Source organism: Providencia sp. 2.29 (genome assembly GCF_015832305.1).
Classification (GTDB): Bacteria; Pseudomonadota; Gammaproteobacteria; order Enterobacterales; family Enterobacteriaceae; genus Providencia; species Providencia stuartii.
Genome location: NZ_CP065420.1, coordinates 4,451,508 through 4,477,448 on the forward strand (window position 1 = coordinate 4,451,508; position 25,941 = coordinate 4,477,448).

The 25,941-nt window shown below is 38.1% G+C and carries 27 protein-coding genes; 22 read left to right on the forward strand and 5 right to left on the reverse strand.

Going from position 1 to position 25,941, the window contains the following annotated elements:
• The first annotated feature begins 224 nt into the window (after positions 1-224).
• The 20 genes from rfbB to I3B46_RS21265 all read left to right on the forward strand — a co-directional run bounded on the left by rfbB (position 225) and on the right by I3B46_RS21265 (position 19,041).
• On the forward strand, positions 225-1,283 hold the full coding sequence (gene rfbB / locus I3B46_RS21170) for a dTDP-glucose 4,6-dehydratase (RefSeq protein WP_196993122.1): 1,059 nt from the start codon (positions 225-227) through the stop codon (positions 1,281-1,283).
• Between the two features lie 2 nt (positions 1,284-1,285).
• Positions 1,286-2,155: a glucose-1-phosphate thymidylyltransferase RfbA gene (gene rfbA / locus I3B46_RS21175; protein ID WP_196993123.1), complete on the forward strand. Its 870-nt coding sequence runs from the start codon at positions 1,286-1,288 to the stop codon at positions 2,153-2,155.
• Positions 2,155-2,574, forward strand: coding sequence for a sugar 3,4-ketoisomerase (locus tag I3B46_RS21180; RefSeq protein WP_095530508.1), 420 nt, complete (start codon positions 2,155-2,157; stop codon positions 2,572-2,574). The genes rfbA and I3B46_RS21180 overlap by 1 nt, the downstream gene beginning before the upstream one ends.
• Positions 2,552-3,010, forward strand: coding sequence for an acyltransferase (locus I3B46_RS21185; protein WP_196993124.1), 459 nt, complete (start codon positions 2,552-2,554; stop codon positions 3,008-3,010). The genes I3B46_RS21180 and I3B46_RS21185 overlap by 23 nt, the downstream gene beginning before the upstream one ends.
• A 14-nt stretch (positions 3,011-3,024) precedes the next feature.
• Positions 3,025-4,143, forward strand: a complete 1,119-nt coding sequence (locus tag I3B46_RS21190; protein WP_196993125.1) for a DegT/DnrJ/EryC1/StrS family aminotransferase — start codon at positions 3,025-3,027, stop codon at positions 4,141-4,143.
• Positions 4,144-4,145: 2 nt separating this feature from the next.
• Entirely contained in the window at positions 4,146-5,399 is a 1,254-nt protein-coding gene (locus I3B46_RS21195; protein WP_196993126.1) for an O-antigen translocase, read from the forward strand.
• A gap of 5 nt (positions 5,400-5,404) precedes the next feature.
• The gene (locus I3B46_RS21200; protein ID WP_196993127.1) at positions 5,405-6,325 is read left to right on the forward strand and encodes a glycosyltransferase family 2 protein; all 921 of its coding nucleotides are present in this window, start codon (positions 5,405-5,407) and stop codon (positions 6,323-6,325) included.
• A complete protein-coding gene (locus tag I3B46_RS21205; RefSeq protein WP_196993128.1) occupies positions 6,307-7,641 on the forward strand; it encodes an oligosaccharide repeat unit polymerase in 1,335 nt (444 codons plus the stop codon). The genes I3B46_RS21200 and I3B46_RS21205 overlap by 19 nt, the downstream gene beginning before the upstream one ends.
• A 64-nt stretch (positions 7,642-7,705) precedes the next feature.
• On the forward strand, positions 7,706-8,935 hold the full coding sequence (locus I3B46_RS21210) for a glycosyltransferase (protein WP_196993129.1): 1,230 nt from the start codon (positions 7,706-7,708) through the stop codon (positions 8,933-8,935).
• Entirely contained in the window at positions 8,932-10,086 is a 1,155-nt protein-coding gene (locus tag I3B46_RS21215) for a glycosyltransferase (RefSeq protein WP_196993130.1), read from the forward strand. Before I3B46_RS21210 ends, I3B46_RS21215 begins: the two co-directional genes overlap by 4 nt.
• A gap of 43 nt (positions 10,087-10,129) precedes the next feature.
• Positions 10,130-11,296 carry a nucleotide sugar dehydrogenase gene (locus tag I3B46_RS21220; protein WP_196993131.1) on the forward strand — a complete coding sequence of 389 codons (1,167 nt, stop codon included), beginning with the start codon at positions 10,130-10,132 and terminating at the stop codon, positions 11,294-11,296.
• Positions 11,297-11,311: 15 nt separating this feature from the next.
• The gene (locus tag I3B46_RS21225; RefSeq protein WP_196993132.1) at positions 11,312-12,058 is read left to right on the forward strand and encodes a glycosyltransferase family 2 protein; all 747 of its coding nucleotides are present in this window, start codon (positions 11,312-11,314) and stop codon (positions 12,056-12,058) included.
• Positions 12,059-12,073: 15 nt separating this feature from the next.
• A complete protein-coding gene (locus I3B46_RS21230; RefSeq protein WP_196993133.1) occupies positions 12,074-13,021 on the forward strand; it encodes an NAD-dependent epimerase/dehydratase family protein in 948 nt (315 codons plus the stop codon).
• 44 nt (positions 13,022-13,065) lie between these two features.
• Complete coding sequence (locus tag I3B46_RS21235; RefSeq protein ID WP_196993227.1) at positions 13,066-14,211, forward strand: polysaccharide export protein; 1,146 nt, start codon at positions 13,066-13,068, stop codon at positions 14,209-14,211.
• A gap of 5 nt (positions 14,212-14,216) precedes the next feature.
• Positions 14,217-14,645 (forward strand): arsenate reductase/protein-tyrosine-phosphatase family protein, encoded by a 429-nt coding sequence (locus I3B46_RS21240; protein ID WP_014657219.1) that lies wholly within the window; start codon positions 14,217-14,219, stop codon positions 14,643-14,645.
• Positions 14,646-14,679: 34 nt separating this feature from the next.
• On the forward strand, positions 14,680-16,758 hold the full coding sequence (locus I3B46_RS21245; RefSeq protein ID WP_196993134.1) for a polysaccharide biosynthesis tyrosine autokinase: 2,079 nt from the start codon (positions 14,680-14,682) through the stop codon (positions 16,756-16,758).
• Between the two features lie 17 nt (positions 16,759-16,775).
• A complete protein-coding gene (gene galE / locus I3B46_RS21250) occupies positions 16,776-17,804 on the forward strand; it encodes a UDP-glucose 4-epimerase GalE (protein WP_196993135.1) in 1,029 nt (342 codons plus the stop codon).
• A 152-nt stretch (positions 17,805-17,956) separates the two neighbouring features.
• Positions 17,957-18,460: a tRNA (uridine(34)/cytosine(34)/5-carboxymethylaminomethyluridine(34)-2'-O)-methyltransferase TrmL gene (gene trmL, locus I3B46_RS21255; RefSeq protein WP_014657216.1), complete on the forward strand. Its 504-nt coding sequence runs from the start codon at positions 17,957-17,959 to the stop codon at positions 18,458-18,460.
• An 80-nt stretch (positions 18,461-18,540) separates the two neighbouring features.
• The gene (locus I3B46_RS22805) at positions 18,541-18,681 is read left to right on the forward strand and encodes a type II toxin-antitoxin system Phd/YefM family antitoxin (RefSeq protein WP_427864963.1); all 141 of its coding nucleotides are present in this window, start codon (positions 18,541-18,543) and stop codon (positions 18,679-18,681) included.
• 135 nt (positions 18,682-18,816) lie between these two features.
• Entirely contained in the window at positions 18,817-19,041 is a 225-nt protein-coding gene (locus I3B46_RS21265; RefSeq protein ID WP_426164044.1) for a Txe/YoeB family addiction module toxin, read from the forward strand.
• A gap of 108 nt (positions 19,042-19,149) precedes the next feature.
• Here I3B46_RS21265 and cysE read toward each other — a convergent pair whose 3' ends face one another.
• From cysE to I3B46_RS21285, 4 genes are all read right to left on the reverse strand, one after another.
• Entirely contained in the window at positions 19,150-19,971 is an 822-nt protein-coding gene (gene cysE, locus I3B46_RS21270; RefSeq protein ID WP_004924317.1) for a serine O-acetyltransferase, read from the reverse strand.
• Positions 19,972-19,994: 23 nt separating this feature from the next.
• A complete protein-coding gene (gene gpsA / locus I3B46_RS21275) occupies positions 19,995-21,023 on the reverse strand; it encodes an NAD(P)H-dependent glycerol-3-phosphate dehydrogenase (RefSeq protein WP_196993136.1) in 1,029 nt (342 codons plus the stop codon).
• Complete coding sequence (gene secB / locus I3B46_RS21280) at positions 21,023-21,499, reverse strand: protein-export chaperone SecB (RefSeq protein ID WP_014657213.1); 477 nt, start codon at positions 21,497-21,499, stop codon at positions 21,023-21,025. The genes gpsA and secB overlap by 1 nt, the downstream gene beginning before the upstream one ends.
• Before the next feature lie 116 nt (positions 21,500-21,615).
• The gene (locus I3B46_RS21285) at positions 21,616-22,053 is read right to left on the reverse strand and encodes a rhodanese-like domain-containing protein (protein WP_004924305.1); all 438 of its coding nucleotides are present in this window, start codon (positions 22,051-22,053) and stop codon (positions 21,616-21,618) included.
• A gap of 495 nt (positions 22,054-22,548) precedes the next feature.
• On the opposite strand from I3B46_RS21285, the gene envC reads away from it, so the two are divergent.
• Both envC and I3B46_RS21295 read left to right on the forward strand, forming a co-directional pair.
• Complete coding sequence (gene envC, locus I3B46_RS21290; RefSeq protein ID WP_154625771.1) at positions 22,549-23,841, forward strand: murein hydrolase activator EnvC; 1,293 nt, start codon at positions 22,549-22,551, stop codon at positions 23,839-23,841.
• Positions 23,842-23,867: 26 nt separating this feature from the next.
• Positions 23,868-24,827: a divergent polysaccharide deacetylase family protein gene (locus I3B46_RS21295; RefSeq protein ID WP_040132594.1), complete on the forward strand. Its 960-nt coding sequence runs from the start codon at positions 23,868-23,870 to the stop codon at positions 24,825-24,827.
• A 75-nt stretch (positions 24,828-24,902) separates the two neighbouring features.
• Here I3B46_RS21295 and tdh read toward each other — a convergent pair whose 3' ends face one another.
• The gene (tdh, locus tag I3B46_RS21300) at positions 24,903-25,928 is read right to left on the reverse strand and encodes an L-threonine 3-dehydrogenase (RefSeq protein WP_036942514.1); all 1,026 of its coding nucleotides are present in this window, start codon (positions 25,926-25,928) and stop codon (positions 24,903-24,905) included.
• Positions 25,929-25,941: the final 13 nt, after the last annotated feature.

Below are 25,941 nucleotides of genomic sequence, written 5' to 3' on the forward strand. Positions count from 1 at the left end.
GCATGCCCTTTTGAGGGCAATGAATGATAAGACGTGCTTATCAATTGAGCGACTACGTAAAAACGTAATGTTTTCAATTAATAAGCACGAATGTAGAATTCGATGGTGCTCTGGGACCCGACAACCCAGTGCGGTAGCTATGGCTGATCAAATATTGCAGTAAACATTTATACCATAGCTAAATTTATTCTTACTTAATAAATTATTAAATACCAAGGTTTTCAGTGAAAATATTAGTTACTGGTGGTGCAGGCTTTATTGGTTCCGCAGTTATTCGCCATATTATTAATAACACCAATGATACCGTTATTAATGTTGATAAATTAACTTATGCGGGAAACTTAGAGTCACTCACATCTATTTGTGAAGATCCTAGATACACCTTTGTTCAAGCTGATATTTGTGACTCTGCCGCTATCACAAATATATTCAATTTGCACCAACCTGATGCAATTATGCATTTAGCCGCCGAATCACATGTTGATCGTTCAATTGATGGTCCAAGTGAATTTATTCAAACTAATATTATCGGCACCTACACATTATTAGAAGCGGCTCGCCAATATTGGAACCAACTACCAGCGGATAAAAAAGCAACATTCCGTTTCCATCATATATCGACGGACGAAGTCTATGGTGATCTAGAATCAACGACGGATCTGTTTACTGAAACAACACCTTACGCCCCAAGTAGCCCCTATTCAGCATCAAAAGCATCGAGTGACCATCTAGTTAGAGCTTGGCAACGCACTTATGGTTTACCAACCATCGTAACAAACTGCTCTAATAACTATGGTCCATTCCACTACCCTGAAAAACTGATCCCTTTAATCATCTTAAATGCATTAGAAGGTAAACCACTGCCTGTCTATGGTAATGGTCAACAAATCAGGGACTGGTTATACGTCGAAGACCATGCAAGAGCACTCTACACAGTTGTTACCGAAGGTAAAATTGGTGAAACTTATAATATTGGTGGTCATAATGAAAAAGCCAATATTGATGTTGTTAAAACTATCTGTAATATCCTTGAAGAATTAGTGCCTAATAAACCTAATAATATTCAAAGTTATAGCGACCTAATCACTTACGTTACAGATAGGCCAGGCCACGACTTACGTTATGCCATCGATGCAACTAAAATCAAAAATGAACTGAACTGGGTTCCTGCAGAAACATTTGAGAGCGGTTTGCGTAAAACAGTTGAATGGTATTTGGGTAATTCAAAGTGGTGTGAGTCAGTTCAAAATAATAAATATAATAGAGAAAGGTTAGGGGCTTAAAAGTGAAAGGTATTATTTTAGCGGGTGGCTCTGGAACACGGTTATATCCAATAACAATGGGCGTATCAAAGCAATTGCTTCCTATTTATGATAAACCCATGATTTATTATCCATTGTCAGTTCTTATGCTAGCAGGGATCCGTGAAATTCTGATTATTACAACCCCAGAAGATCAAAACAGCTTCGAGCGTTTATTAGGTGACGGGTCTCAATTTGGTATTTCATTACAATATGCAATACAACCTAAACCTGAAGGTTTAGCACAAGCCTTTATCATAGGTGAAGAGTTTATTGGCTCAGATAGTGTGTGTTTGGTGCTAGGAGATAATATTTTTTGGGGGCAGGGTTTCTCACCAAAATTATTAAAAGCAGCGAGCACACAAACAGGCGCTACCGTTTTCGGTTATGAAGTACAAGATCCAGAACGCTTTGGTGTGGTCGAATTTGATACTGATTTCAATGCCATTTCAATAGAAGAAAAACCGTTAAAACCAAAATCAAAATATGCAGTTACTGGCCTATATTTTTATGATAATGACGTAATTGAGATTGCAAAAAATATTCAGCCATCTGAGCGTGGTGAACTTGAAATCACAACAGTAAACCAAATCTACCTAAAAAATAAGAATCTTAAAGTTGAGTTACTAGGTCGAGGTTTTGCTTGGTTAGATACAGGAACGCACGATAGCTTGCTTGAAGCCTCTAGTTTTGTAGAAACCATAGAAAAACGCCAAGGTTTTAAAATTGCTTGTTTGGAAGAAATTGCTTATCGCCAACAGTGGCTGACAGCAGAACAAGTATTAGAAACTGCAAATAAATGTAGAAAAAATAGTTACGGCGAATATTTAATTAACCTTATTGAGAAACAGTAATGAAACTAATTAATACTATTGAATTTAAAAAACTGGGTGATGAAAGAGGTTCGTTAGTTTCATTAGAGCAAAATAAAAATATTCCATTTGAAATTAAACGCATTTATTACATATTTGGCACTAAAGATGGAGTTTCTCGTGGTTTCCATGCGCATAAAAACTTACAGCAAGTCGCCATTTGTGTAAAAGGTAGTTGCCGTTTTTTGTTAGATGATGGAAAAACTAAAGAAGAAATTATTTTAGATAGTCCAGATACTGGACTATATATCAATAATTTTATTTGGCGAGAAATGCATGATTTTTCGGAAGATTGCGTTCTAATGGTTTTAGCAAGCGAACTATATGACGAAAGTGATTATATTCGTGACTATAGTGATTTTTTAGAAGAATGCAAAAATGTTTATTCATCCATTAAGTGACGTACAAAGCCAAAATATTGGTGATGATACTCGTATTTGGCAATTCAGTGTGATCCTAACTGGTGCTCAAATAGGTAGTAACTGCAATATTTGTGCACATACTCTAATAGAAAACGATGTCATCATTGGCAATAATGTAACAATAAAATCCTGCGTATATTTATGGGATGGGCTACGTATTGAGGACAATGTATTTATTGGTCCATGCGTGACCTTTGCAAATGATAAATACCCCCGTTCTAAGCAATATCCTGAGCAATTTCCATTAACCATAATAAAAAATGGAGCATCGATAGGAGCTAATGCGACTATTCTACCGGGACTGACTCTAGGTGAAAATTGTATGATCGGTGCAGGAAGTGTCGTTACAAAGAGTGTTCCCCAAAATGCTCTTGTTGTTGGTAATCCAGCGAGAATTGTTAGGTATCTAAAATAATTATAGGTATAAAAATGATAAATTTCCTCGACCTTAAAAGTATTAATAATCAATATCAACAAGAGCTTAAAGATGCATGTGCCAGAGTAATAGATTCTGGCTGGTATATTATGGGCAAAGAGTTAGAGAGTTTTGAGCAAAACTTCTCGGATTACTGTGGTGCTAAATATACAATAGGTGTAGCAAATGGTTTAGATGCATTAACTCTAGTATTACGTGCATGGAAAGAACTTGGAAAATTAAAAACCGGTGATGAAGTTATTGTGCAAGCTAATACTTATATAGCTTCAGTATTAGCAATTACTGAAAATGATTTAGTGCCAGTATTTGTAGAACCTGATACAAATACCTACAATTTATCCATCGAAGGCATTAAATCAGCAATTACTGATAAAACAAAAGTTATTTTACCAGTACACCTTTATGGTCAAATCTCTCCTATGCCTGAAATTATGGCAATTGCACAACAACACGGTCTATTGGTTTTAGAAGATTGTGCACAATCACATGGTGCTAGTATTGAAGGTAAAAAAGCAGGTGACTGGGGAGATGCAGCCGGTTTTAGTTTTTATCCTGGAAAAAATCTCGGTGCATTAGGTGATGCAGGTGCTATCACAACTAATGATGATGAATTAGCGAAAACACTGCAAGCACTGCGTAACTATGGCTCACATCAGAAATACCTAAATTTATATCAAGGTGTTAATAGCAGACTGGATGAAATTCAAGCAGCAATGCTAAATGTAAAATTAAAATATCTTGATAATGAAACTCTAATTCGTCAAAAAGTAGCATTAACTTATTTAGAAAATCTTAATAACCCACTAATTAAGCTTCCTTTGACTGCTGATGAATATAGAAATAATCAACAAAGCCATGTATGGCATCTATTTGTGATTGCAACAAGTCATAGAGATTTGCTGCAAAAACACTTAATAGAACAAGGAGTTCAAACATTGATTCATTATCCAACCCCACCTCATAAGCAGCAAGCGTACAGCCAATATCGTAATCTTTCATTACCATTAACTGAAAAAATACATAATGAGGTATTAAGTATACCAATTAGTCCAACACTAACTAATAATGATATTTTAACAATTGTCCAAGCATGTAATTCATTTGTGATTTAATAATGACGTTAATTAAAACATCATTACTAAGCCTGATAGCAACTTTTTTTAAAATGCTATCAGGATTAGTTATTAATAAAGCTGTTTCTGTTTATATCGGTCCATCAGGATTAGCAATCATTGGACAATTTCAAAATTTTAGCCAGCTTGTATTAATCGCAGCACAAGGTGCGATTAACAGTGGAATAGTGAAATATACAGCAGAATATGGTAAAGAAAGTGAAAAATTACCTTTATTGTTCAGTACAGGTACACGTATTAGTTTAGCAGCGTCAATAGTAGTAGGAACAATACTGATTACATTTTCTCATTTTTTCTCTCTCAAAATCTTAGATACCATTCAGTATCAATTCGTATTTATCTTATTCGGTTTTACCATCATATTATTTGTCTTAAATGGACTTTTATTATCAATAATTAATGGCTTAAAAGAAATAAGAAGCTATATAAAAATAAATATAATTCAAAGTCTTTACTCTCTAGTTTTTACTAGCCTACTAATATACTTCTGGGGATTAAAGGGCGCTTTAGTAGCCTTAGCAACTAACCAATCTGTAATATTTTTCATTACTTTATTTATGTTGAGAAAACATAAAATAATAAAATGGAAAAACTTTATATCTGCTTTTGATAAAAAAATATCAAGAAATCTATTTTCTTATTCTGCAATGACTATAACTTCCGCTATTATGGTACCTACATCACAGTTTATTATTCGTGATTATATTGGAACCACTCAGGGACTAGATCAAGCTGGCTATTGGCAAGGAGTATGGTATATATCAACGACCTACTTAATGATAGTAACCACAGCATTAAGTACATACTACTTACCTAGGTTATCTGAAATTACTAGCAGGCAAGAGTTAAAAAAAGAGATTTTACAAGGTTACAAAATATTATTACCTATTGCCATTATAGGTGGATTAATTATATACATGTTACGTGATTTTATAATTTATTCACTTTTCTCAGATAGTTTCACACCTATGAGCCCCTTATTCGCATGGCAAATAATTGGCGATATATTGAAAATTGCCTCTTGGCTGTTATCATATATTATGATATCAAAAGCAATGACTAAAGAGTTTATAGCTAGTGAAATAATATTCTCTTTAACACTTATCTTTTTTTCATTTTTATTTATAAATAACTCCGGAACAATAGGTGCGACATATGCATACGCTTTAAACTATTTGTTTTATTTTATAGCTGTTTCTATTTTTTTAAAGTTCAAATTAAAAAACCTAAGCTAACCAAAATGAATAATGAAATTATTAGTGTTGTGATTCTTAGTTACAATTCAGCTAAGACGATATTGGAAACACTGGAAAGCATACAAAATCAAACAATAAACCTAAAAAAAATACAATTAATTATTTCTGATGATGCTTCTATAGATGACACATTGAAAATAGCCGAGAATTGGGTTACTACTTATGGTAAGTTATTTTTTTCCACTTTAATAGTAAGAAAAAATAAAAACTCAGGCGTTTCGGCTAATTGTAATAGAGCCATTTCTAATTGTATAGGTGACTGGATAAAATTAATTGCTGCTGATGATAAATTATTACCAGAATGTATTAAAAAAAACCTAGCTTATGCAAAAGACACAAACTCTAAGATTATTTTTTCTAAAATGGTACCTTTTGACCTAAGTGGACTACATAATTGTACCTACCCCCCACTGAAGCAAATGGAAATTTTTAACTCTAATTCTTTACAAGAGCAATTAAGAAAACTAAGAAAACATGGAGGGATGCGTTGTGCACCTACTAGTTTTATTCACAAAGATGCAATTAAGAAAATGGGTAAATTAGATGAAAAAAATACACTTATAGAAGATTATCCTATGTGGTTAACGCTATCAAAGTACTATAAATTTCATTTTCTTAATGCAATAACTATTCATTATCGTGTTAATGAGTCCATTTCAAACTCTAATTCAAAACTTTGTAATGTAGGTTACATTGAGCAAAAGAAAAAAATTGACTTAGAACAGTATAAATTAGAAAATAACTGGATTGTCAAGTGTTTTATAAAATCAAGATTACATGACTATAATACATTGATACTATGCGCTAAATATTTAGGTAATAATAGAAGGCCTTTAAATTTGCTTATCCTGAATATTCTATCTAAACTTTCTCTCTCAAAAATCATATGTCGAATTTTAATATAGCTATTCAAGTCTCTATTGCAATATTAGCTTCCATTTTATATTACCTGATTATAAAAAAACTATCTAATAGATATATATTAAAAAAAGGAAGAATAAAATATCACCCATTGGAGCTCACCTTATTATATAACATCTCTTTTTTATCAATGCCTGGTGTTATATTAATTTCTTTCTTCAATTTTGATTCATGGCGTTACAAAGGAATTGATTACTCTCTTTTATTTGAAATTGGGCTTTGGTATTTTTTCTCTGTATTCATAATAACCACCATAATATATTCTCTTTTGTTTATTTTTCCATTAAAAAATTACATAAAGTATACTCATTTGGAAATTAACTATAGTGAATTTAAAAAAGGACTGTGGGGTTTATTACTTCTATCTATTTTTGTTGTTATTTTTAAATATTTAATATTACCCAAACCACCCGCGATGTATTTTTTGACAGGAGATATTGCTCAAGGTTATATAACTAGAATCGATATGCAGAATAACCCCTCGAAATATTATCTCCCATATATCAAGCAATTCGTTGAATTATTAATAATGTTACAAGGATATTTGGGATTCTATATTTACATAAATACTCCTAAGAAAAAAATTATAACGGTATATTTCCTTCTATCTTTTTTGCTATGCTTATGGGAATCCTTTTACACAGGACAAAAAGCTCCAATGTTTTTATACATAGCAGGCCTAGTATTTATATATTTATCTAAGTATACAGTTAACCTTAAAGTTATAATTTCTATTATATTAATCCCTACAGGTGTATTTTTATTATACACAAATATAATGGAATTAGGTGACTCTGACTCTTTATCTTCTATAGTAGATAGATTGTTTTTAGGGCAAAATCAAGGATTTTACAATATAATTGCTCATATAGTTCCATCAGATAAATATTTATTTGAAGGCATGCCATTTATTAACAAGTTTGATATAGAACCCTCCAGAGCTGATATAGATATACTTCCGTGGATATATGGAAATCGTACCGACCTAGTTAATTCTAATAGTTATTTCCTAGGGCAAGCATGGTCTATGTATGGTTATCTAGGATTGTTTATAGCTCCTTTTTTAGTCGCCATCTCAATTTATCTATTTATTAAAACAATTGATTATATAACCCCATTAAACCCAATTGTTATTACTCCTTTTTTGTTTTATACGGTCTATGACCTACGAATAAATCAATCATTTACTTATTTTATTTTTGCAAAAACTATTATACTAAATTTGATATTTTTATTACTAATATTATTAATATTCAGATTATTTAATGCTAAATTCGTCTTAGGCAAGAAAAATTATTAGTTGGAATCTATAAAAATATAATCACTGAAGTTTATTATATTAATTAATGAACTATAGGAATAATATGAAAATATGTATTTATTGCCATAACTTCCCTGTACTATCACAAACTTTTGTTTCAAATCAGATAAAAAGTCTTATATCTTTAGGCCATGATGTAACAGTTATGACCAATATCTATATTAAAGAAAATTCTTACATCATAGATAGCATTGGTTTAAAAAAAGAAAAATTAATCACCATTTTAAATAAAAATAAAAAATTATCGAGAGTATTAAGTTTACCAAAAGTAATTTTTACTTTACTAATGCAAAAAAAATTGAGTCAAATAACTTCTATCATTTATGATAATAATTTGAACATTGCTCACAAAGTAAACTTATTATATGCGTTAGCTAATATAAAAAAGCTTCATAGCTTCGATTATATATTTGTTCATTTTGGAGTGAATGGTTACTTTATAGCTAAAATGCGTGATTTAAATTTGATAAATGGTAAAATAGGTGTCATTTATCATGGCTTTGAGTTAAGCAGAAAAAAAGTATTATATAAATACAAATCAATATATTGTTCGGCATTTAATAAATGCGAACTTTTGTTACCAATTAGCGCTAACTGGAAAAAAACTCTTTTAAACCTTGGCGCTATAGAGGAGAAAATATTAATTTTTAGAATGGGAATTTTTCCTTCTGACTTTTTAAAAAGAAGAAACACTCCTTTTAAAGATACGCTTAATATCATACAAGTAGGACGATTGACAGAAAAAAAAGGAGTCTTTGACTCCATAAAAGCTATAAGTAAGTTACCCAATAATTTTTCGGTTAAATTAACAATTGTAGGTGAAGGTGACCTCCTAACTAAAGCAAAACAACTCGTTAGTGATTTGAATATTAATAGTAAAGTTATATTTACAGGAAAGGTGCCCAACAATGATGTTCAGCAATTGCTAGTGAATTCTGATATATTCTTATTACCAAGCATTACTGCTAAAGATGGAGATCAAGAGGGTATTCCTGTTGCATTAATGGAAGCTATGGCTATGGGACTAATTGTTATATCTACATATCACTCGGGTATTCCAGAGCTAATTCAGAATAAAAAAAATGGTTTTTTAGTACCAGAAAAATCACCAATTGATATATGCAGCACTATTCAAGATATATCAAAATTAGATTTATTAGAACTAAATAACATTCGAAAAAATGCGCAAGATACAATATTAGATAAATACGATTATTTAAAAAACAATCAAAACTTACTAAAAGCTATCAATAATAGAGTTGAAAAGGAATGAATCAAGATATAAGAGTTCTTCACATTTGTAAAAATATTCCTATTCCAGGTTTTCCAGAAAACAATATAATTTTACAGCAAATTGAAGCTCAGAATGAATCAGGAATGCTAACAAAAATATTTTATCCTAGAGAAATCATTCCGTCTATTTTAAAATATATGGGTGGTAGAGCTCAAGCAATAATTAATATAAATGACAACTTCATAAGCGAAGGTTTTAATATATCATGCATTAATTATATTCGGTTACCCACATCATACTTAGAGTGGATATTAAGTGGTAAATTAAATTTTTATTTGAATAAAAGCCTAGCTAATACGATAAAAAAATTCTCTCCTCAAATAATACATGCCCATTATATTTTTCCTGATGCTCTGATTGCTCATGCCATCTCTAAGCGCTATAAAATCCCATACGTAATATCAATTAGAGAAGGAGACTATTTTAACTTTAATAAGAATAGAAACAATATTCAACTAGCAAGAAAAACCATTGAACAGTCCTCTAAAATAATAGGGATAACACCAAATTTATTGAGAGAAAAATTTCTCCATAATTCAAAAGAAATAGTTTATAACTTTATACATAATGATTTTTTCTCTCCTGTAGAAAAATTTAGTGAAAAAAAGAAAAATCATATAACAATAATTGCAAAAGGAATTAAAAGAAAAAATATAGATTGGGTAGTTCAATACGTTAGTAATCATAAAGATTCAACCAGTCTAAGTGTTATCGGGAGTGGTAAAGTAATTCAGAAACTAAAAAATAAGTTTTATTCATATAACAATATCGAATTTCTAGGAAAAATCTCTCGCTCTGAAGTTATAAAACAATTAGATAAATCTGAAATATTTGCATTACCAAGTAATAATGAAACCTTTGGTATGGTATATGCCGAAGCAGCTGCGCGTGGTAATATTGTTGTCGGATTAGAAGGAACTGGATTATCAGGAATAAATTGTAAGTCCTTTTATTTTGCTAAAAACGAACAAGATTTCATATCATTAATGGATGAAATAACTAATTATAGTTTTGAAAAAAAACTGGAATTAAGTAAATTATCTAGAGAAAGTGCGATATTATTTTCTAAAGACATATATATAGATAAAATAAGACAAATTTATAATGACGTTATAACAATGAATTCCTAACCTACCATCTACCATATATAAGTACTAACAATCAGGTGTATCAATGAAAATAGCAATTGCGGGTACAGGCTATGTGGGTCTGTCCAATGCCATGTTACTGTCACAACACCACGAAGTGGTGGCAGTCGATATCATTGCCGAAAAAGTGGCGATGCTTAACAACAAACAGTCGCCAATTATCGATACCGAAATCGAGCAATTTCTACGCGAAAAAACACTCAATTTCCGAGCGACACAAGATATTGTCGAAGCCTATACTGACGCACAATATGTGATTGTGGCGACCCCCACTGACTATGACCCTAAAACCAACTACTTTAATACCAAGTCAGTGGAATCGGTCATTCACGACGTGCAGAAAATCAATCCTGCCGCCACTATCATTGTGAAATCCACCATTCCGGTTGGCTTTACTGAGCGCTTACGCGAAGAGTTTGGCTACACTAATGTGATTTTCTCGCCTGAGTTTTTACGCGAAGGCCGTGCACTTTGGGATAACCTGCACCCTTCTCGTATTGTGGTAGGGGAGCGCTCTGAGCGGGCAGCGATTTTTGCTAACTTGCTGCTGGAAGGAGCCATCAAGAAAGATGTTCCGGTGCTGTTTACTGACAGCACGGAAGCCGAAGCGATTAAACTGTTTGCAAACACCTATTTGGCTATGCGTGTCGCCTATTTCAATGAATTAGATACCTATGCAGAAAGTCGCGGTTTGAACGCACGACAAATCATTGAAGGGGTGTCATTAGACCCGCGTATCGGTAGCCACTACAACAATCCCTCTTTCGGTTACGGCGGGTATTGTCTCCCTAAAGACACCAAACAGTTGTTGGCAAACTACGATGATGTGCCGAATAACCTGATTAACGCCATTGTGGAGTCTAACCGCACACGTAAAGACTTTATTTCCGATGCGATTATTGCCAAAGCGCCACGTAAAGTGGGGGTATACCGTTTGGTGATGAAGGCAGGCTCTGATAATTTCCGTGCCTCTGCGGTGCAGGGCGTGATGAAACGTATTAAGGCCAAAGGTATCGAAGTGATTGTGTATGAGCCGGTGCTGAAAGAAGATGAGTTCTTCCGCTCGAAAGTCTACCGTGACCTTGAGGCCTTTAAAGCGGACAGCGACATTATTTTGGCTAACCGGATGGTGCCTGAAATCGAAGATGTGGCGGATAAAGTGTATACCCGAGATCTTTTTGGTAATGACTAATTTGGTAATAAATATATGTCTGAAGCCTCTACTCAAGAATTAGTTTCTATTATTATGCCTTGCTATAATGCAGAGCAATATATTAAAGAATCTATTAATTCTGTAATAAATCAAACTTATAAAAATTTTGAACTGATTATTGTTGATGATTTATCTACAGATAACTCTATTAATATTATCAATTCATTTCATGATAACCGAATAAAATTAATCCAATTAGCTCAAAATGGTGGGGCTGGTGTGGCGAGAAATACAGGTATAGAGGCTGCACAAGGCAGGTTTATTGCTTTCTTAGATAGTGATGACTTATGGCGACCAAATAAACTAGAAGTACAATTAGAGCATATGGTTTCAGGTGGTTATCCTCTTTCTTATACGCAATATCAGAAATTTACTCAAGAAGGGAAAGGTAAAATTGTTATTCCACCAAATACCGTAACATATAATGAATTGCTCTACTGTAATGTGATCGGATGCCTCACTGCCATTTATGACACTAAAATATTAGGTAAGCAATTTATGCCCCTCATCCGAAAAAGGCAAGATATGGGTCTATGGCTAAAAATATTGTCACAAGGTCATACCGCTTATTGTTGTCCTCATGTACTTGCTGACTATAGAACTGATTCTGGTATGACGCAAAATAAATTAGATGCAGCAAAGAATCAGTGGAAATTTTATCGTCAAGAATTAAATTTTAATTTTATAAAATCAACAAAATACTTTATTGGTTATGCCATTAAAGGCATTATCAGAAAATAAGCGTTAGGATAAACTATGTTAACAATCATCGGTGGCTCTGGTTTCATTGGTACTCGCCTATCTAACCAACTAAAATCTCAAAATATTGATTTTAAAATTATCGACATTCAAAAAAGTGAAGCTCACCCTGAAAAGTGGGAGTTTGGGGATGTGACTAAACCTGAAACACTTGTTGAGCCATTAAAAGGAAGTGATGTAATCATTAACCTTTCCGCTCAACATAAAGATAACGTTCATCCTATTAGCCTATACTACGAAGTAAACGTGGATGGAGCGAAAAATGTCTGTGATGTTGCTGAACAACTTGGTATTAAACATATCGTATTTACCTCTTCTGTTGCTGTTTATGGATTTGTAGAAAAAGAGACTGGTGAAGATGGTGAATATCATCCATTTAATGATTATGGAAAATCAAAATTACAAGCCGAACATGTGTATGATGCTTGGCAAGCTAAATCAAGTGACAATATACTAGTTACTATTCGTCCAACGGTGGTATTTGGCGAGAATAATCGTGGAAATGTTTATAATCTATTCCGTCAAATTGCTTCCGGTCGTTTTTTAATGATTGGTGGTGGTAATAACCAAAAATCGATGGCATATGTTGAAAACGTTGCAGCATTTATCCATTTCGCTACTACCTTCACTGAAGGTAAACACGTTTTTAACTATATTGATAAGCCAGATTTTACGATGGATGAACTAACTACCGTCATTTGTAATGCTTTAGGTAAGTCCAAATCTAATATTCGTATTCCTTATCCTATCGGTATTATGGGCGGGTATTGTTTCGATATCTTATCTAAACTGACAGGTAAAGAATTTCCAGTAAGCAGTATTCGAGTGAAAAAATTTTGTGCTAGAACACAGTTTAAGTCAAACTATATTGCTGACACCTCTTTCACACCGCCAGTCACACTGGAGAAAGGGATTGCTAATACTGTTCAGTATGAATTTAAATAAATTAAATATTTTTAATCATCTTGCCAAAGGGATCGCGAGTGTTTATGAAACGTCTTTCTGTTATTGCAATCATGCTCACAGCATTAACTGGCTGCACTGTTACCCCTGGTGTCTATATGTCTACCTCGGGCAAAAATATCGTCGACACTGGCGATCGTGATATTTCTAAATTTGTGGATATCTACCCGATCTCGCCAAAACTGTTAGATGAGATGTATACCCCACAAGTTATTGCAAAACCCAACCCAACCTTAGAGAAGCAACTTGCAACCTATGAATACCGTGTTGGTGTGGGTGATGTATTAACCATTACGGTATGGGATCACCCTGAGTTAACCATTCCTGCCGGCTCTTACCGTAGCGCTGCGGACTCCGGTAACTGGGTGCATTCCGATGGTACTATCTACTATCCGTATATCGGTAAAGTGAAAGTCATAGGCAAAACGGTCACTGAAATCCGTAATCTAGTGAGTAACCGTCTATCAACTTATATCGAATCACCACAAGTGGATGTCAGCATTGCTGCCTTCCGCTCACAGAAAATGTATGTGTCAGGTGAAGTGGCTAAACCCGGTACATTGCCGATTACTAACGTACCGCTAACGGTTTTAGAGGCCTTTAATAATGCAGGCGGCCTGACTGAAAAAGCCGATTGGGACAATGTCGTACTCACCCGAAATGGCAAAGAAATTAAAATTTCACTGCAAGCATTAGTTCAGTATGGCGACCTAACCCAAAACCATCTGATGCTACCGGGTGATGTGTTATATGTACCACGTAACGACGGGCAGAAAGTGTTTGTGATGGGCGAAGTGGGTCAGCCAAACACCCTAACCATTGACCGTGCTGGCATGAGTATTACTGAGGCACTGAGTAAAGCAGGCGGTACAGATCAAAATACCGCTAATGCAACCGGCGTATTTGTCATCCGTCCAATTAAAAACCAAACCTCGGGCGATAAAGAGCTGGATGCCCTACTGCCGAAAAAAATGGCGGCGGTCTATCAGTTAGATTTATCCGATGCCACTGCCATGGTGATGGGAACGGAATTTAAACTGCAACCTTATGACTTAGTTTATGTCACTGCCGCTCCAGTTGTACGTTGGAACCGCCTAATCACCCAATTGCTACCAACCATCGCGTCATATAATCAGTTAACCGAAGGTACTAAACGTATTCATGACTGGTAATCCATATGTTTAATAATATTCTCGTTGTCTGTATGGGGAATATTTGCCGCTCCCCCACGGGGGAGCGCCTATTACAAACTCATTTCCCCGATAAAAAAGTGCACTCCGCAGGCATTATCGCCAAAGAGGATCGCCCCGCTTATGATAGCGCCATCCGTATTGCACAAAACCACAATCTCTCTTTAGATGGTCATCAATCACGTCGTTTAACCAGTGAATTATGTAAAGAAGCAGACTTAATCCTAGTGATGGAAAACGACCATATTGATAGAATCCATCAACAATTCCCCGAGACGCGTGGCAAAGTCATGCTGTTCGGCCAGTGGCTAAATAAAACCGAGATCCCAGATCCGCATAAACGCAGTGATGAAATGTTCGAGCATGTTTATCAACTGATGGAAAAAGCCGTTATACAGTGGCAAGGGAAAATTTAATTTTACTATTTTAAAGGCTTAACGTTAATTGATTATGAACACGACAAAAACCAGCTCCGCTGCCTCGGACGAAATCGATCTGCTGGCGCTATTTAAGGTACTCAAATCCAGCTACCTTAAAATCGGCTTTTTTACCCTCTTTTTTATTGTTATTGGTGCCGCTTATAGCTTTCTAGCGACACCAATCTATCAAGCCAATGCGACACTGCAATACGATAAAATGAGCCAAGTTTCATTGTTAGATCAAATGAGCGATGTGATGCCATTTGCTAATAGTAATAGCCAAGCCGATTCCGAAATCGAGGTCATTAAGTCTCGGATGGTGCTCGGTAAAACGGTTGCAGACCTTAATTTAGATATCCACACCGCACCCGCTGGTTTTTTCGATAGGCTTTGGGGAGATAAAGCTTCTGTCTCTATATCCCTCTATTCTTTACCTGAACTTCTTATTGGTGAACCCGCTATCCTGACCTATTTAGGCGAAAACCGTTATGCTCTTCATATTGATAATCAAACCGTTGAAGGCAACGTGGGGGAACTCCTAAAACAAGATGAAATCAGTTTGCTGGTATCCTCAATCAATGCTGAAATCGGACAAGAATTTACCTTATCTAAAAATGCCCGTTATTCGACCATTGAAAACCTACGTAATACCTTAACGGTTGCAGAAGTCGGTAAAGGTACGGGTATTATTAATCTTGCTATTAAAGGTGATGATAAAATCGAAAATGTGCAGATTTTAAATAGCATTATCCAAAACTATGTAGATCAAAATACTGAACATAAAAAAGAAGTTACAAATAATACTTTGCTATTCTTAAATGAATATTTACCGAAAGTTAAAGCTAAATTGGACAACTATGAAAACCAATTAAATGCTTTCCGTAAAAAAAATGAATCTATCGACCTGTCCTTAGAGGCTAAATCAGCTCTTGATAGCGCCTTACAAGTCGAAGAGAAGCTCAATGAGTTAACCTTTAAAGAGGTAGAGATCCAACAACTCTATACCCGTAACCACCCCGCTTACCAAGCATTGCTGGATAAGCGTCAGCAACTGTTACGTGAAAAAGAGAAAATCAGTAAAAATATCCAAAAACTCCCTAATACCCAGCAACAGATTGTGCGTTTAACCCGTGATGTGGAATCCGAGCAAGCTATCTATAATCAGCTAGTGGCCAAACAGCAAGAGCTGAGCGTATTAAACTCCGGGATCACCGCCGATGTACGCATTATTGACTCGGCAGAATCTCAACCCAATGCCGTGGCACCGAAAAAAGCGCTCATAATGGTTCTGGCGACGATCCTCGGTTTTATTGTGGGTTGTGCTTATGTGATCGCTCGTGAGTTCTTTAATAATAAGATTAAAGGTACTGAGGATATCGATGCATTGGGTGTTAACGTCTATGCCACCATCCCATTCTCTACTCATGAGAAAAAATTAATTGCAGCGGGGAATAAACGCCCACTTGCATTGGAAAACCCAGCCGATACGGCAGTAGAAGCCATCCGTTCCCTGCGTACCAGCGTTTACTTCTCGGTGATGAACCAAGGGAATAACTTGGTGATGATCAGTAGTGCGTCACCGGGCGTAGGTAAAAGCTTTGTTACCTCTAATATGGCGGTTGTATTAGCTAATGCGGGTAAAAAAGTCCTCTTAATTGATACCGACTTACGTAAAGGCCGTATTCATAAAGCCTTTGGCTTAAGCAATAAAGCAGGGTTATCCGAATATTTAGCCCAACAAGATACAGCTCAGCCTACCATTCACCATGGTGTGATTGAAAACCTAGATGTGATCTGCCGTGGTAAAAATGTCACTCACTCTTCTGAGTTACTGATGGGAGAACGTTTTAAACACCTGCTCGACACGGTGAAAGGGCAATATGATATCGTGGTTATCGATACCGCCCCAATCTTAGCAATCACTGACTCCGCGATTATCGGTAAGTACGTCGGTACCTCACTGCTTATTGCCTACTATGGTGTCAATACGGTGAAAGACGTTGAGCTATCGCTAAAACGCTTTAAACAAAACGATATCGAAATCACAGGCGTGATCCTCAATGGTATCGATGCAAAATCAGACGACTATAACTATGTCTACGAGTACTAGCCGTACAGGAATTTAAAATGAATCATACAAAGGTCTTAGTCACAGGCGGTCTTGGCTACATTGGTAGCCATACCTGTGTGCAGATGATTGAACAAGGCATGCAGCCAATTATTTTAGATAATTTATGTAATGCCAACCCAGAAGTACTCAACCGCATTGAAACCATCACAGATAAAAAACCTGTCTTCTATGCCGGTGATGTACGTGATAACGCTATTCTGGATACGATTTTTGCTGAGCACCAAATCACATCGGTAATCCACTTTGCTGGGTTAAAAGCGGTTGGTGAATCCGTTCAAAAACCGATTGAGTATTATGATAATAACGTCAATGGCACGTTAGTATTACTTGCCAGTATGCAAAAAGCGGGTGTCAAAAGCTTAATTTTTAGCTCATCAGCCACTGTGTATGGTGAGCCTGAGCATATACCTTTAACGGAAGAAGCTTCTGTCGGTAATACAAATAGCCCATATGGCACCAGTAAATATATGGTAGAACGCATCTTAGCTGACTTAGTGATCTCTGACCCAACATGGTCGGCTGTCTTGCTTCGCTACTTTAACCCTGTAGGCGCTCATCATTCAGGCTTGATGGGAGAAGATCCTAACGGTATTCCTAATAACCTAACTCCATTTATTGCTCAGGTTGCAGTTGGACGTCGCCCTGAGCTGACAGTATTTGGTAGCGACTACCCAACTAAAGACGGTACGGGCGTTCGTGATTATATTCACGTAATGGATTTAGCCGATGGACATATTGCCGCCTTAAATTGTGTTAGCCAAAAGGCGGGTTTGCATACCTATAACTTAGGTACAGGTACAGGGACTAGTGTATTTGAAGTCATTGCTGCTTTTGAAAAAGCTGTAGGTAAGCCAATCCCTTATAAAGTAGCAGACCGCCGCCCTGGTGATATTGCTGAGTATTGGTCAACCCCCGCTAAAGCACAACGTGAACTCGGGTGGACAGCAAAATACTCTATCCAAGATATGGCTAACGACGTGTGGCGTTGGCAATCTCAAAACCCTAACGGCTATAAGCAGCAATAGCCTTTAATTGAGATCCTTCACTTAACAGCGGGTTCCTTATCGAACCCGCTTTTTTATTTAGCTTCAACAACTACATGCAACTTGTACCATTTGCGCGTAAAATCCTTCCTCATTGTTCCATCTAACTTGACTGTTTAATACAACCATTCGTTATGCCACATATTGTTTTATTCGAACCAGAGATCCCGCCAAATACGGGCAATATTATTCGCCTTTGTGCCAATACCGGATTTAGTTTGCACCTTATCCATCCGCTAGGCTTTACTTGGGATGATAAGCGACTACGCCGTGCAGGCTTAGATTACAGTGAATTCGCCGATATCAAACACCATCATGACTATTATGCTTTTTTAGATAGCGAAGGCTTAAGTCCTGATAATAACCAATCTGCTAGCGGTGCTCGCGTTTTTGCTTTAACCACCAAAGGTAAGCCAAGCCACAGTAATGTAAGCTATCGGCAAGATGATTATTTAATGTTTGGTCCAGAAACGCGGGGATTACCCCCTTACGTACTCGACAATATGCCAATTGAGCAAAAAATTCGTATCCCTATGTTGGCAGATAGTCGCAGTATGAACCTATCCAACTCTGTTGCAGTGGTGGTGTTCGAGGCATGGAGGCAGTTGGGTTACGCAGGAGCATTATTACGCGACTGATTTAGCAGCCATGCATGCTTGAACTGTCCTTATAACGCCATTATACCTGTACAGAATAAAGTACAAGTATAGGAGGGTAAATGAAAACAATTTCATTTAGTGATGCTAGAAATAATCTAAAATCGGTATTAGATAGCGTTGTTGATGATGCAGATACAACTATCATCACTCGTCGTGACTCAGAGGATGCTGTAGTTATGTCTTTAGAGTTATTACAATAGCCTAATGGAAACGATTTATTACGCTCACCAGCAAATGCCGAACATTTAAATAAATCAATCGCTCAATTTAAAGCCGGAAAAGTAAAGAAAAGAGAGCTTATAAATGAGTAGATTTTTAATATGAACTGACCAAGGATGGGAAGACTATCTATACTGGCAAACCCAAGACAAAAAACGCTCAAACGCATTAATAAGCTCATTGACGATACTAAAAGAACCCCCTTTTATGGGATAGAAAAACCAGAACCACTAAAAGAAAACTTAGCTGGCTTCTGGTCTAGACGAATAGATGAAACAAATAGGCTCATTTATTCAATAGACGATGAGGGTTTAACTATTATTGCTTGTCGTTATTATTAAAAGGTTCAATAAATTGTGATACAGTAACATGAAATAACTCATCTGTATGGCTAGTATATTCATCCATATCTTTTAGCAGTTTCAGCTCAGATAAAATAATGACTCTTCTCAAATCCCATCGCCATCTTCAAAACCATAAATCGAACCATTAAAGTTCTGATCCATCTCAAATGATGGTTTATCACTATTTGGCTTGCCAACCACCCGAGCAGGTACACCCGCGACAGTTGTATGAGGGGGAACAGGGTGAAGAACAACCGAGCCAGCACCAATTTTTGCGCCACGGCCTATCTCAATATTACCAAGAATCTTCGCGCCAGCGCCGATCATCACGCCTTCTCGTACTTTAGGGTGACGGTCACCGCAGGTTTTGCCTGTACCACCTAAAGTCACGGATTGAAGAATAGAAACATCGTTCTCAACAACGGCAGTTTCACCAATCACAATGCCCGTAGCATGATCCAGCATAATGCCACAACCAATACGAGCAGCAGGGTGAATATCCACTGCAAAAGTGACTGATATTTGATTTTGCAGGTAAACCGCAAGCGCTTGGCGCCCCTCTTTCCATAGCCAATGCCCAATACGGTAACCTTGCAATGCATGGAACCCTTTAAGGTAGAGGAGTGGCGTAGAGTATTTATCCACCGCGGGGTCACGTAGACGCACGGCGGATAAATCCATTGCAGCTGAAAAGATCATCTGCTCATCATTACGATACGCTTCTTCAACAATCTCCCTCACTTCCATCGCAGGCATAATGGGAGAGCTTAGCTTGTTTGCTAACATATAGCTGAGCGCACTGCCTAAGTTGTCATGCTTTAGCAGTGTTGCATTAAAAAAACTGGCTAGTAGCGGTTCACAATCAGCAAGCGATTTTGCTTCCTCTTTAATAAACCCCCAGATCCTATCCAATTCTTCTCGCGACATAATGACTCACTTATCTTTTAACTTTAATCTTTCGACGTCGGCGTATAAGCAATTTCATCTTTTGTTGCACGCCCTAATAGAGCCTGTGCAGCCTCTAACACATTTTTATGGCAATAGAGGATTTGATAAATTTGCTCCGTGATAGGCATCTCAACACCAGTACGCTCAGCAAGCGCTTTCACTTCTTTAGTATTGCGATAGCCTTCCACCACTTGGCCAATCTCTTTTTCGGCTTCACTGACACTCACCCCATCGCCGAGCATCATACCAAAACGGCGGTTACGTGATTGGTTATCAGTACAGGTTAACACTAAGTCACCTAACCCCGCCATACCCATAAAGGTGGCAGGATCAGCACCTAATGCCGCACCTAACCGGCTCATTTCGGCAAGGCCACGGGTAATTAATGCGGTACGCGCATTCGCGCCAAACCCCATACCATCAGAAATACCCGCGCCAATCGCAATGACGTTCTTCACGGCTCCGCCAAGCTGTACGCCGACCATATCAGAGTTTTTGTACACACGGAAACTCTTACCGCAATGGAAAAGTTGTTGCAGTTCATCGCCAAATTGGCTGTCGGTTGCCGCAACCGAAATTGCCGTCGGCATCCCCGCCGCCAGCTCTTTGGCAAACGTAGGGCCAGATAGCACCGCGAGTGGAATTTCATTGCCTAATACTTCACGTGCCACATCTTGTAATAAGCGTCCTGTATCTCTTTCTAAGCCTTTAGTAGCCCAAATAACACGAGTATTGGCTTGGAGATGAGGTTGAATTTGCTTGAGTACATCACCAAAAACGTGGCTTGGTACTACGATCAAGATATTCGGACTCGCTTCCACGGCACGTTTGAGGTCCGCTTCGAGAGATAAACTATCAGGGAAAGAAACGCCAGGCAAAAATGCCTGATTGCTACGTTCTTGTTGTAATGTATGGATATGCTGAGGATCATGCCCCCACAGCACAACCTGATGACCATTACGAGATAACGTAATGGCTAAAGCGGTGCCGTAAGATCCGGCACCGATGACTGTCATTGAAGCAGTTTTCATTAAGCGTCCTGTTGAGCTTCTGTATCTGGCGCTGATTCACCTTGCTGCTGTTGCAAATAATTCATAAACAGTGCATCAAAGTTAACTGGCGCAAGGTTCAGTTGAGGGAATGTACCACGGCTCACCATGCTAGTGATTGCTTCACGTGCATATGGGAACAGAATGTTAGGGCAGTATGCACCTAAGCAATGTGCCATTTGCGTGCCTTCAATACCTTCGATTGAGAATACACCGGCTTGTTGAACTTCACACAGGAATGCAGTTTCTTCACCCAGTTTTGCTGTTGTGGTAACACGCAAAACAACTTCATAAACACCTTCAGTCAATTGAGTAGAAGAAGTATCCAAATCCAGTTTGATTTCTGGCTGCCACTCATGCTGGAAAATATGTGGTGCATTCGGTGCTTCAAATGAAACATCTTTTGTATAGATACGTTGGATCTGGAATACCATTTCTGAGTTGTTTTGTTCTGACATAGTTTTAATACCTTTTAACTTCCATATGAATTTGACTGTATAGACCCGCCGATGTTCAAACTAACCTGTCTCAAATGAGCATCATTGGATATATGACAATTTACACGCCGGATAAATTATTTCTTACCACGAGCCAACGGCAGGTTTTCACCTGACCAGCCAGCAATCCCTTCTTTTAAGATAAAGACTTTTTCAAAACCGTGCTGGACGAGGTGCTCAGCCGGTTTACCTGATTCCATACCACTTGCAGAGACCACAATAACGGGTTTCTGTTTGTGTTTATCTAGCTCACCTAAATTATTGTCTTTAATTTCAGATGGCGTTAAGTTGATAGAATCAATAATGTGCCCTTTGCGGAAGTCGTCACGAGTACGTAAATCCACAACGACTGCCTCTTCTTTATTAATCAGAGCAATCGCCTGCGCGCGAGTGATCACTTTTGATTTAGAGAACAAACCTTTAAAGGTCATTACGACCACCGCGACAAATAGTGCGATCCAAACCAGACTCAATAACATGTTCCGGCTGACGAATTGCATGATTTCTTGCATCATGGGGGGCAATCACTCCCGTTAGTTAAAAACGAATACCAAAGGGTTCAGAGTATACCTTTGTGTTGAGCTAATTACAGCCAGTTAGCGCAAACTACATTGTTTTTTTTGCGAAACACTCCGCAGAAATGGTCTCTAATCCCGACAAAATAGCGTTTATTTATCAATATAGACGAACCATTTTACCATAAGCACAAAGCGTGACAAAAAATTGCACTGTTAAAATCAAGCATTCTGTGTGGTGGAAAAAGACACAGAGGCACTAACGAGCACTGAAAATATTTGATTTAATGCTACAAAATGGCGCGATACACTATACAATCAATAGGATGACAAATGATGATATGCTAATTATTACAAGATAATTTAGTTTTCATCAGGTCATAAAACGCGTTTGGTTCGGCGCGATTTGTTGCAATATTCAGAATAGGGTGCTGGTAACTCACGCTATCAGATGAAATAATCAGCTATCGCATTTATTCGAGGTTTTCTATCAGAATGGCCAATACACATAACCGGATGAAAAAAGCAGCTATTCGTCAGGCTATTGCTTCAACCCTGTTCGTCTGTGGATTAATCTCTCTGGTGCCTAATCAGGTATTGGCGGCCAATCAGATCACCGAAAATAAAGATCAGCTCCAAAATTTGCTGCAAAATATCGCTGAAAAAGAAAAAAGCGTCAAAAACCAGCAAGCCAAACGGGCATCATTGCTGAATCAACTCCAACAGCAAGAGAAAAACATTTCTGCGGCAGGGCGTGAGCTACATGAGACACAATCTCAACTTAAGCAATTAGATAAAGAGATTTCCTCATTAAACAGCAATATTAACCGATTGCAAAAGCAAAAAGCCGAGCACGAAAAGTTACTTGCCGAGCAACTTGACGCAGCCTTCCGATTAGGTAAGCACCAAGGTCTATCACTGTTTTTAAAAGGTGAAGAAGGCCAACGGGAAGAGCGTATCCTCGCCTATTACAGCTACCTCAATCAAGCGCGCGAAAAAAATATTAAACAGCTTGAGGCCACCACCCTTGAGCTAAATCAGCAAAAACAGCTTGAGCAGCAAAAACAAGCGGAACAAAAAACAGCTTTAGCTCGCCAACAGCAAGAAAAACGTAAACTCGATAAGGCTCAGGCAGCGCGTAAGCAAACTCTTGCGGCCCTTGAAAGTACGCTTAAAGAAGATCAAAAAAATCTTGCCATCATGAAACAAAATGAATCTAGGTTGCGAGATAAGATCGCGCGTGCTGAACGTGAGGCGAAAGCCAGAGCGGAGCGTGAAGCACGTGAAGCCGCACGTATTCGTGCTGAGGTGGCCGAAAAAGAGCGTAAAGCCAAACAAAAAGGCTCGACTTATAAACCTTCAGAGAGTGAGCGTTCACTCATGTCTCGTACTGGTGGCTTAGGCCGCCCTGCGGGGCAAGCACTATGGCCAGTTCGCGGACAGACCCTGCACAATTATGGCGAGGCAATTTCAGGTGAGCTACGCTGGAAAGGTATGGTTATCGGTGCTAACGAAGGCACACAAGTCAAAGCCATTGCCGATGGCCGTGTACTACTTGCTGACTGGCTACAAGGTTATGGCCTCGTCGTCGTGGTTGAACATGGTAAAGGCGATATGAGCTTATATGGCTATAACCAAAGTGCTCTCGTCAATGTTGGGCAAGAAGTTCGCGCTGGGCAACCTATCGCCCTTGTGGGAAGTAGTGGTGGGCAAGAGCGACCAGCACTGTACTTCGAAATTCGTCGGCAGGGTAAAACGGTCAACCCTCGCCCTTGGCTAGGTAGATAGCCAAATAAATAGTTAGGAATATAATTATGTCAAAACGCCGGCCTTTTATGCGACTCATCGGTTTATCTCTTTTGATGATGAGCCTTCAGGCTAGTGCAGCAAAATTAGCGATAGTCATTGATGACTTTGGCTATCGCACGAAAGAAGATAACCAAATATTGGCGCTGCCGACGCCAATCACGATTGCTATCTTGCCTGATTCACCTCATGGTCAGCTTGTTGCCAATAAAGCCCATCAGCAAGGGCGAGAGGTTATCATTCACATGCCGATGAAACCCCTTAGCAAGCAACCACTCGAAAAAAACACCCTTTCACCAACCATGAGCGCCGAAGAAATTGACCGTATTATCAAACGAGCCATTAGCCAAGTGCCTTATGCCAAGGGCATGAATAATCATATGGGCAGTGAAATGACCTCTAGTCTTTCAGGTATGCGCCATGTCATGAACTCACTGTCTAAGGCGAACTTTTTCTTTTTAGATAGCGTGACCATCGGAAATACGCAGGCCGTAAAAGCCGCAAATGAATTTGGTGTTCCCGTTGTACGCCGCCATATCTTCCTTGATAACCATCAATCAGAGGAAGAAACTCGCGTTCAACTTAATAAAGCGGTCGCCTATGCACGTAAACATGGCAATGCGATTGCGATAGGTCATCCACACCCTTCGACCGTTCGTGCTTTACAGAAATACTTGCCACAACTCCCTGCAGATATAGAACTTGTCTCGGTAAGCGCCTTATTACAAGGAAGTTCGCAACCCACAGACCAAAAACCATTAAAAATGCAGCCTGAAACGCCGAACAAACAGCCCACGCCTTCTACAGTCAACCCTAAAGATACGGCGCTGGAGCCAGTTAGGCTCGGGGTATGTGAGTTTACAGTGCCAGAAAATGCGTCGCTAGAAGGGATTGATTTTCTGATGTTTGTAGTTGAATCAATTTATCAAGATAAGACGCTACAGCCGCTATTATCTGCCCCAAAATAGCCGTTCTTTACACAACAAAAACCCTAACACTGTTTTCCAGTTGCCGCACAAATTCGGCAACTGGAATACCACCGACTAATCCCAATTTAATATCACTTTTCCTGACTGCCCTGAACGCATCACGTCAAAGCCCTTTTGGAAATCATCGATAGAAAATTGATGGGTGATTATTGGTGAAAGATCTAACCCAGATTGGATCAAGGTCGCCATTTTATACCAAGTTTCAAACATCTCTCGGCCATAAATACCTTTGATAAATAGGCCTTTAAAAATCACTTTACTCCAATCAATCGCCATTTCTGAAGATGGGATCCCCAATAAAGCAATGCGACCGCCGTGGTTCATCGTGTCTAGCATAGAGTGAAAAGCCGCAGGCGAGCCAGATACCTCTAAAGCCACATCAAAGCCTTCTTGCATGCCAAGCTCTTTCATCACATCTTTTAGATTTTCACGCCCCACATTCACCGCACGAGTGACACCCATTTTTTTGGCTAGCTCTAATCGATAGTCATTGATGTCAGTGATAACAACGTGACGAGCCCCCACATGTCGGCACACCGCGGCAGCCATAATACCGATAGGCCCTGCTCCTGAAACTAAAACATCTTCACCAACAAGATCAAAAGAGAGCGCAGTATGAACCGCGTTACCAAATGGGTCAAAGATAGCAGCAATTTCATCTGGAATATTATCGGGGATTTTAAACGCATTAAATGCAGGCAACACAAGGTATTGTGCAAAACAGCCGGGGCGATTTACCCCCACGCCAATCGTGTTACGGCATAAATGCGTGCGCCCCCCACGACAGTTGCGACAGTGACCGCATGTAATATGCCCCTCACCGGAAACACGATCACCGATTTTAAAGCCTTTGACTTCCTGCCCTATCTCAACAATTTCCCCAATATATTCATGGCCCACAACCATTGGAACAGGAATGGTTTTTTGTGACCATTCATCCCAGTTATAGATATGAACATCCGTACCACAAATGGCGGTTTTACGGATTTTTATCATCACATCATTGTGCCCTAGTTCCGGTTTTGGAACTTCTGTCATCCATATACCTGGTTCTGCTTTTAATTTAGACAGTGCTTTCATAGAACGGCCTTAT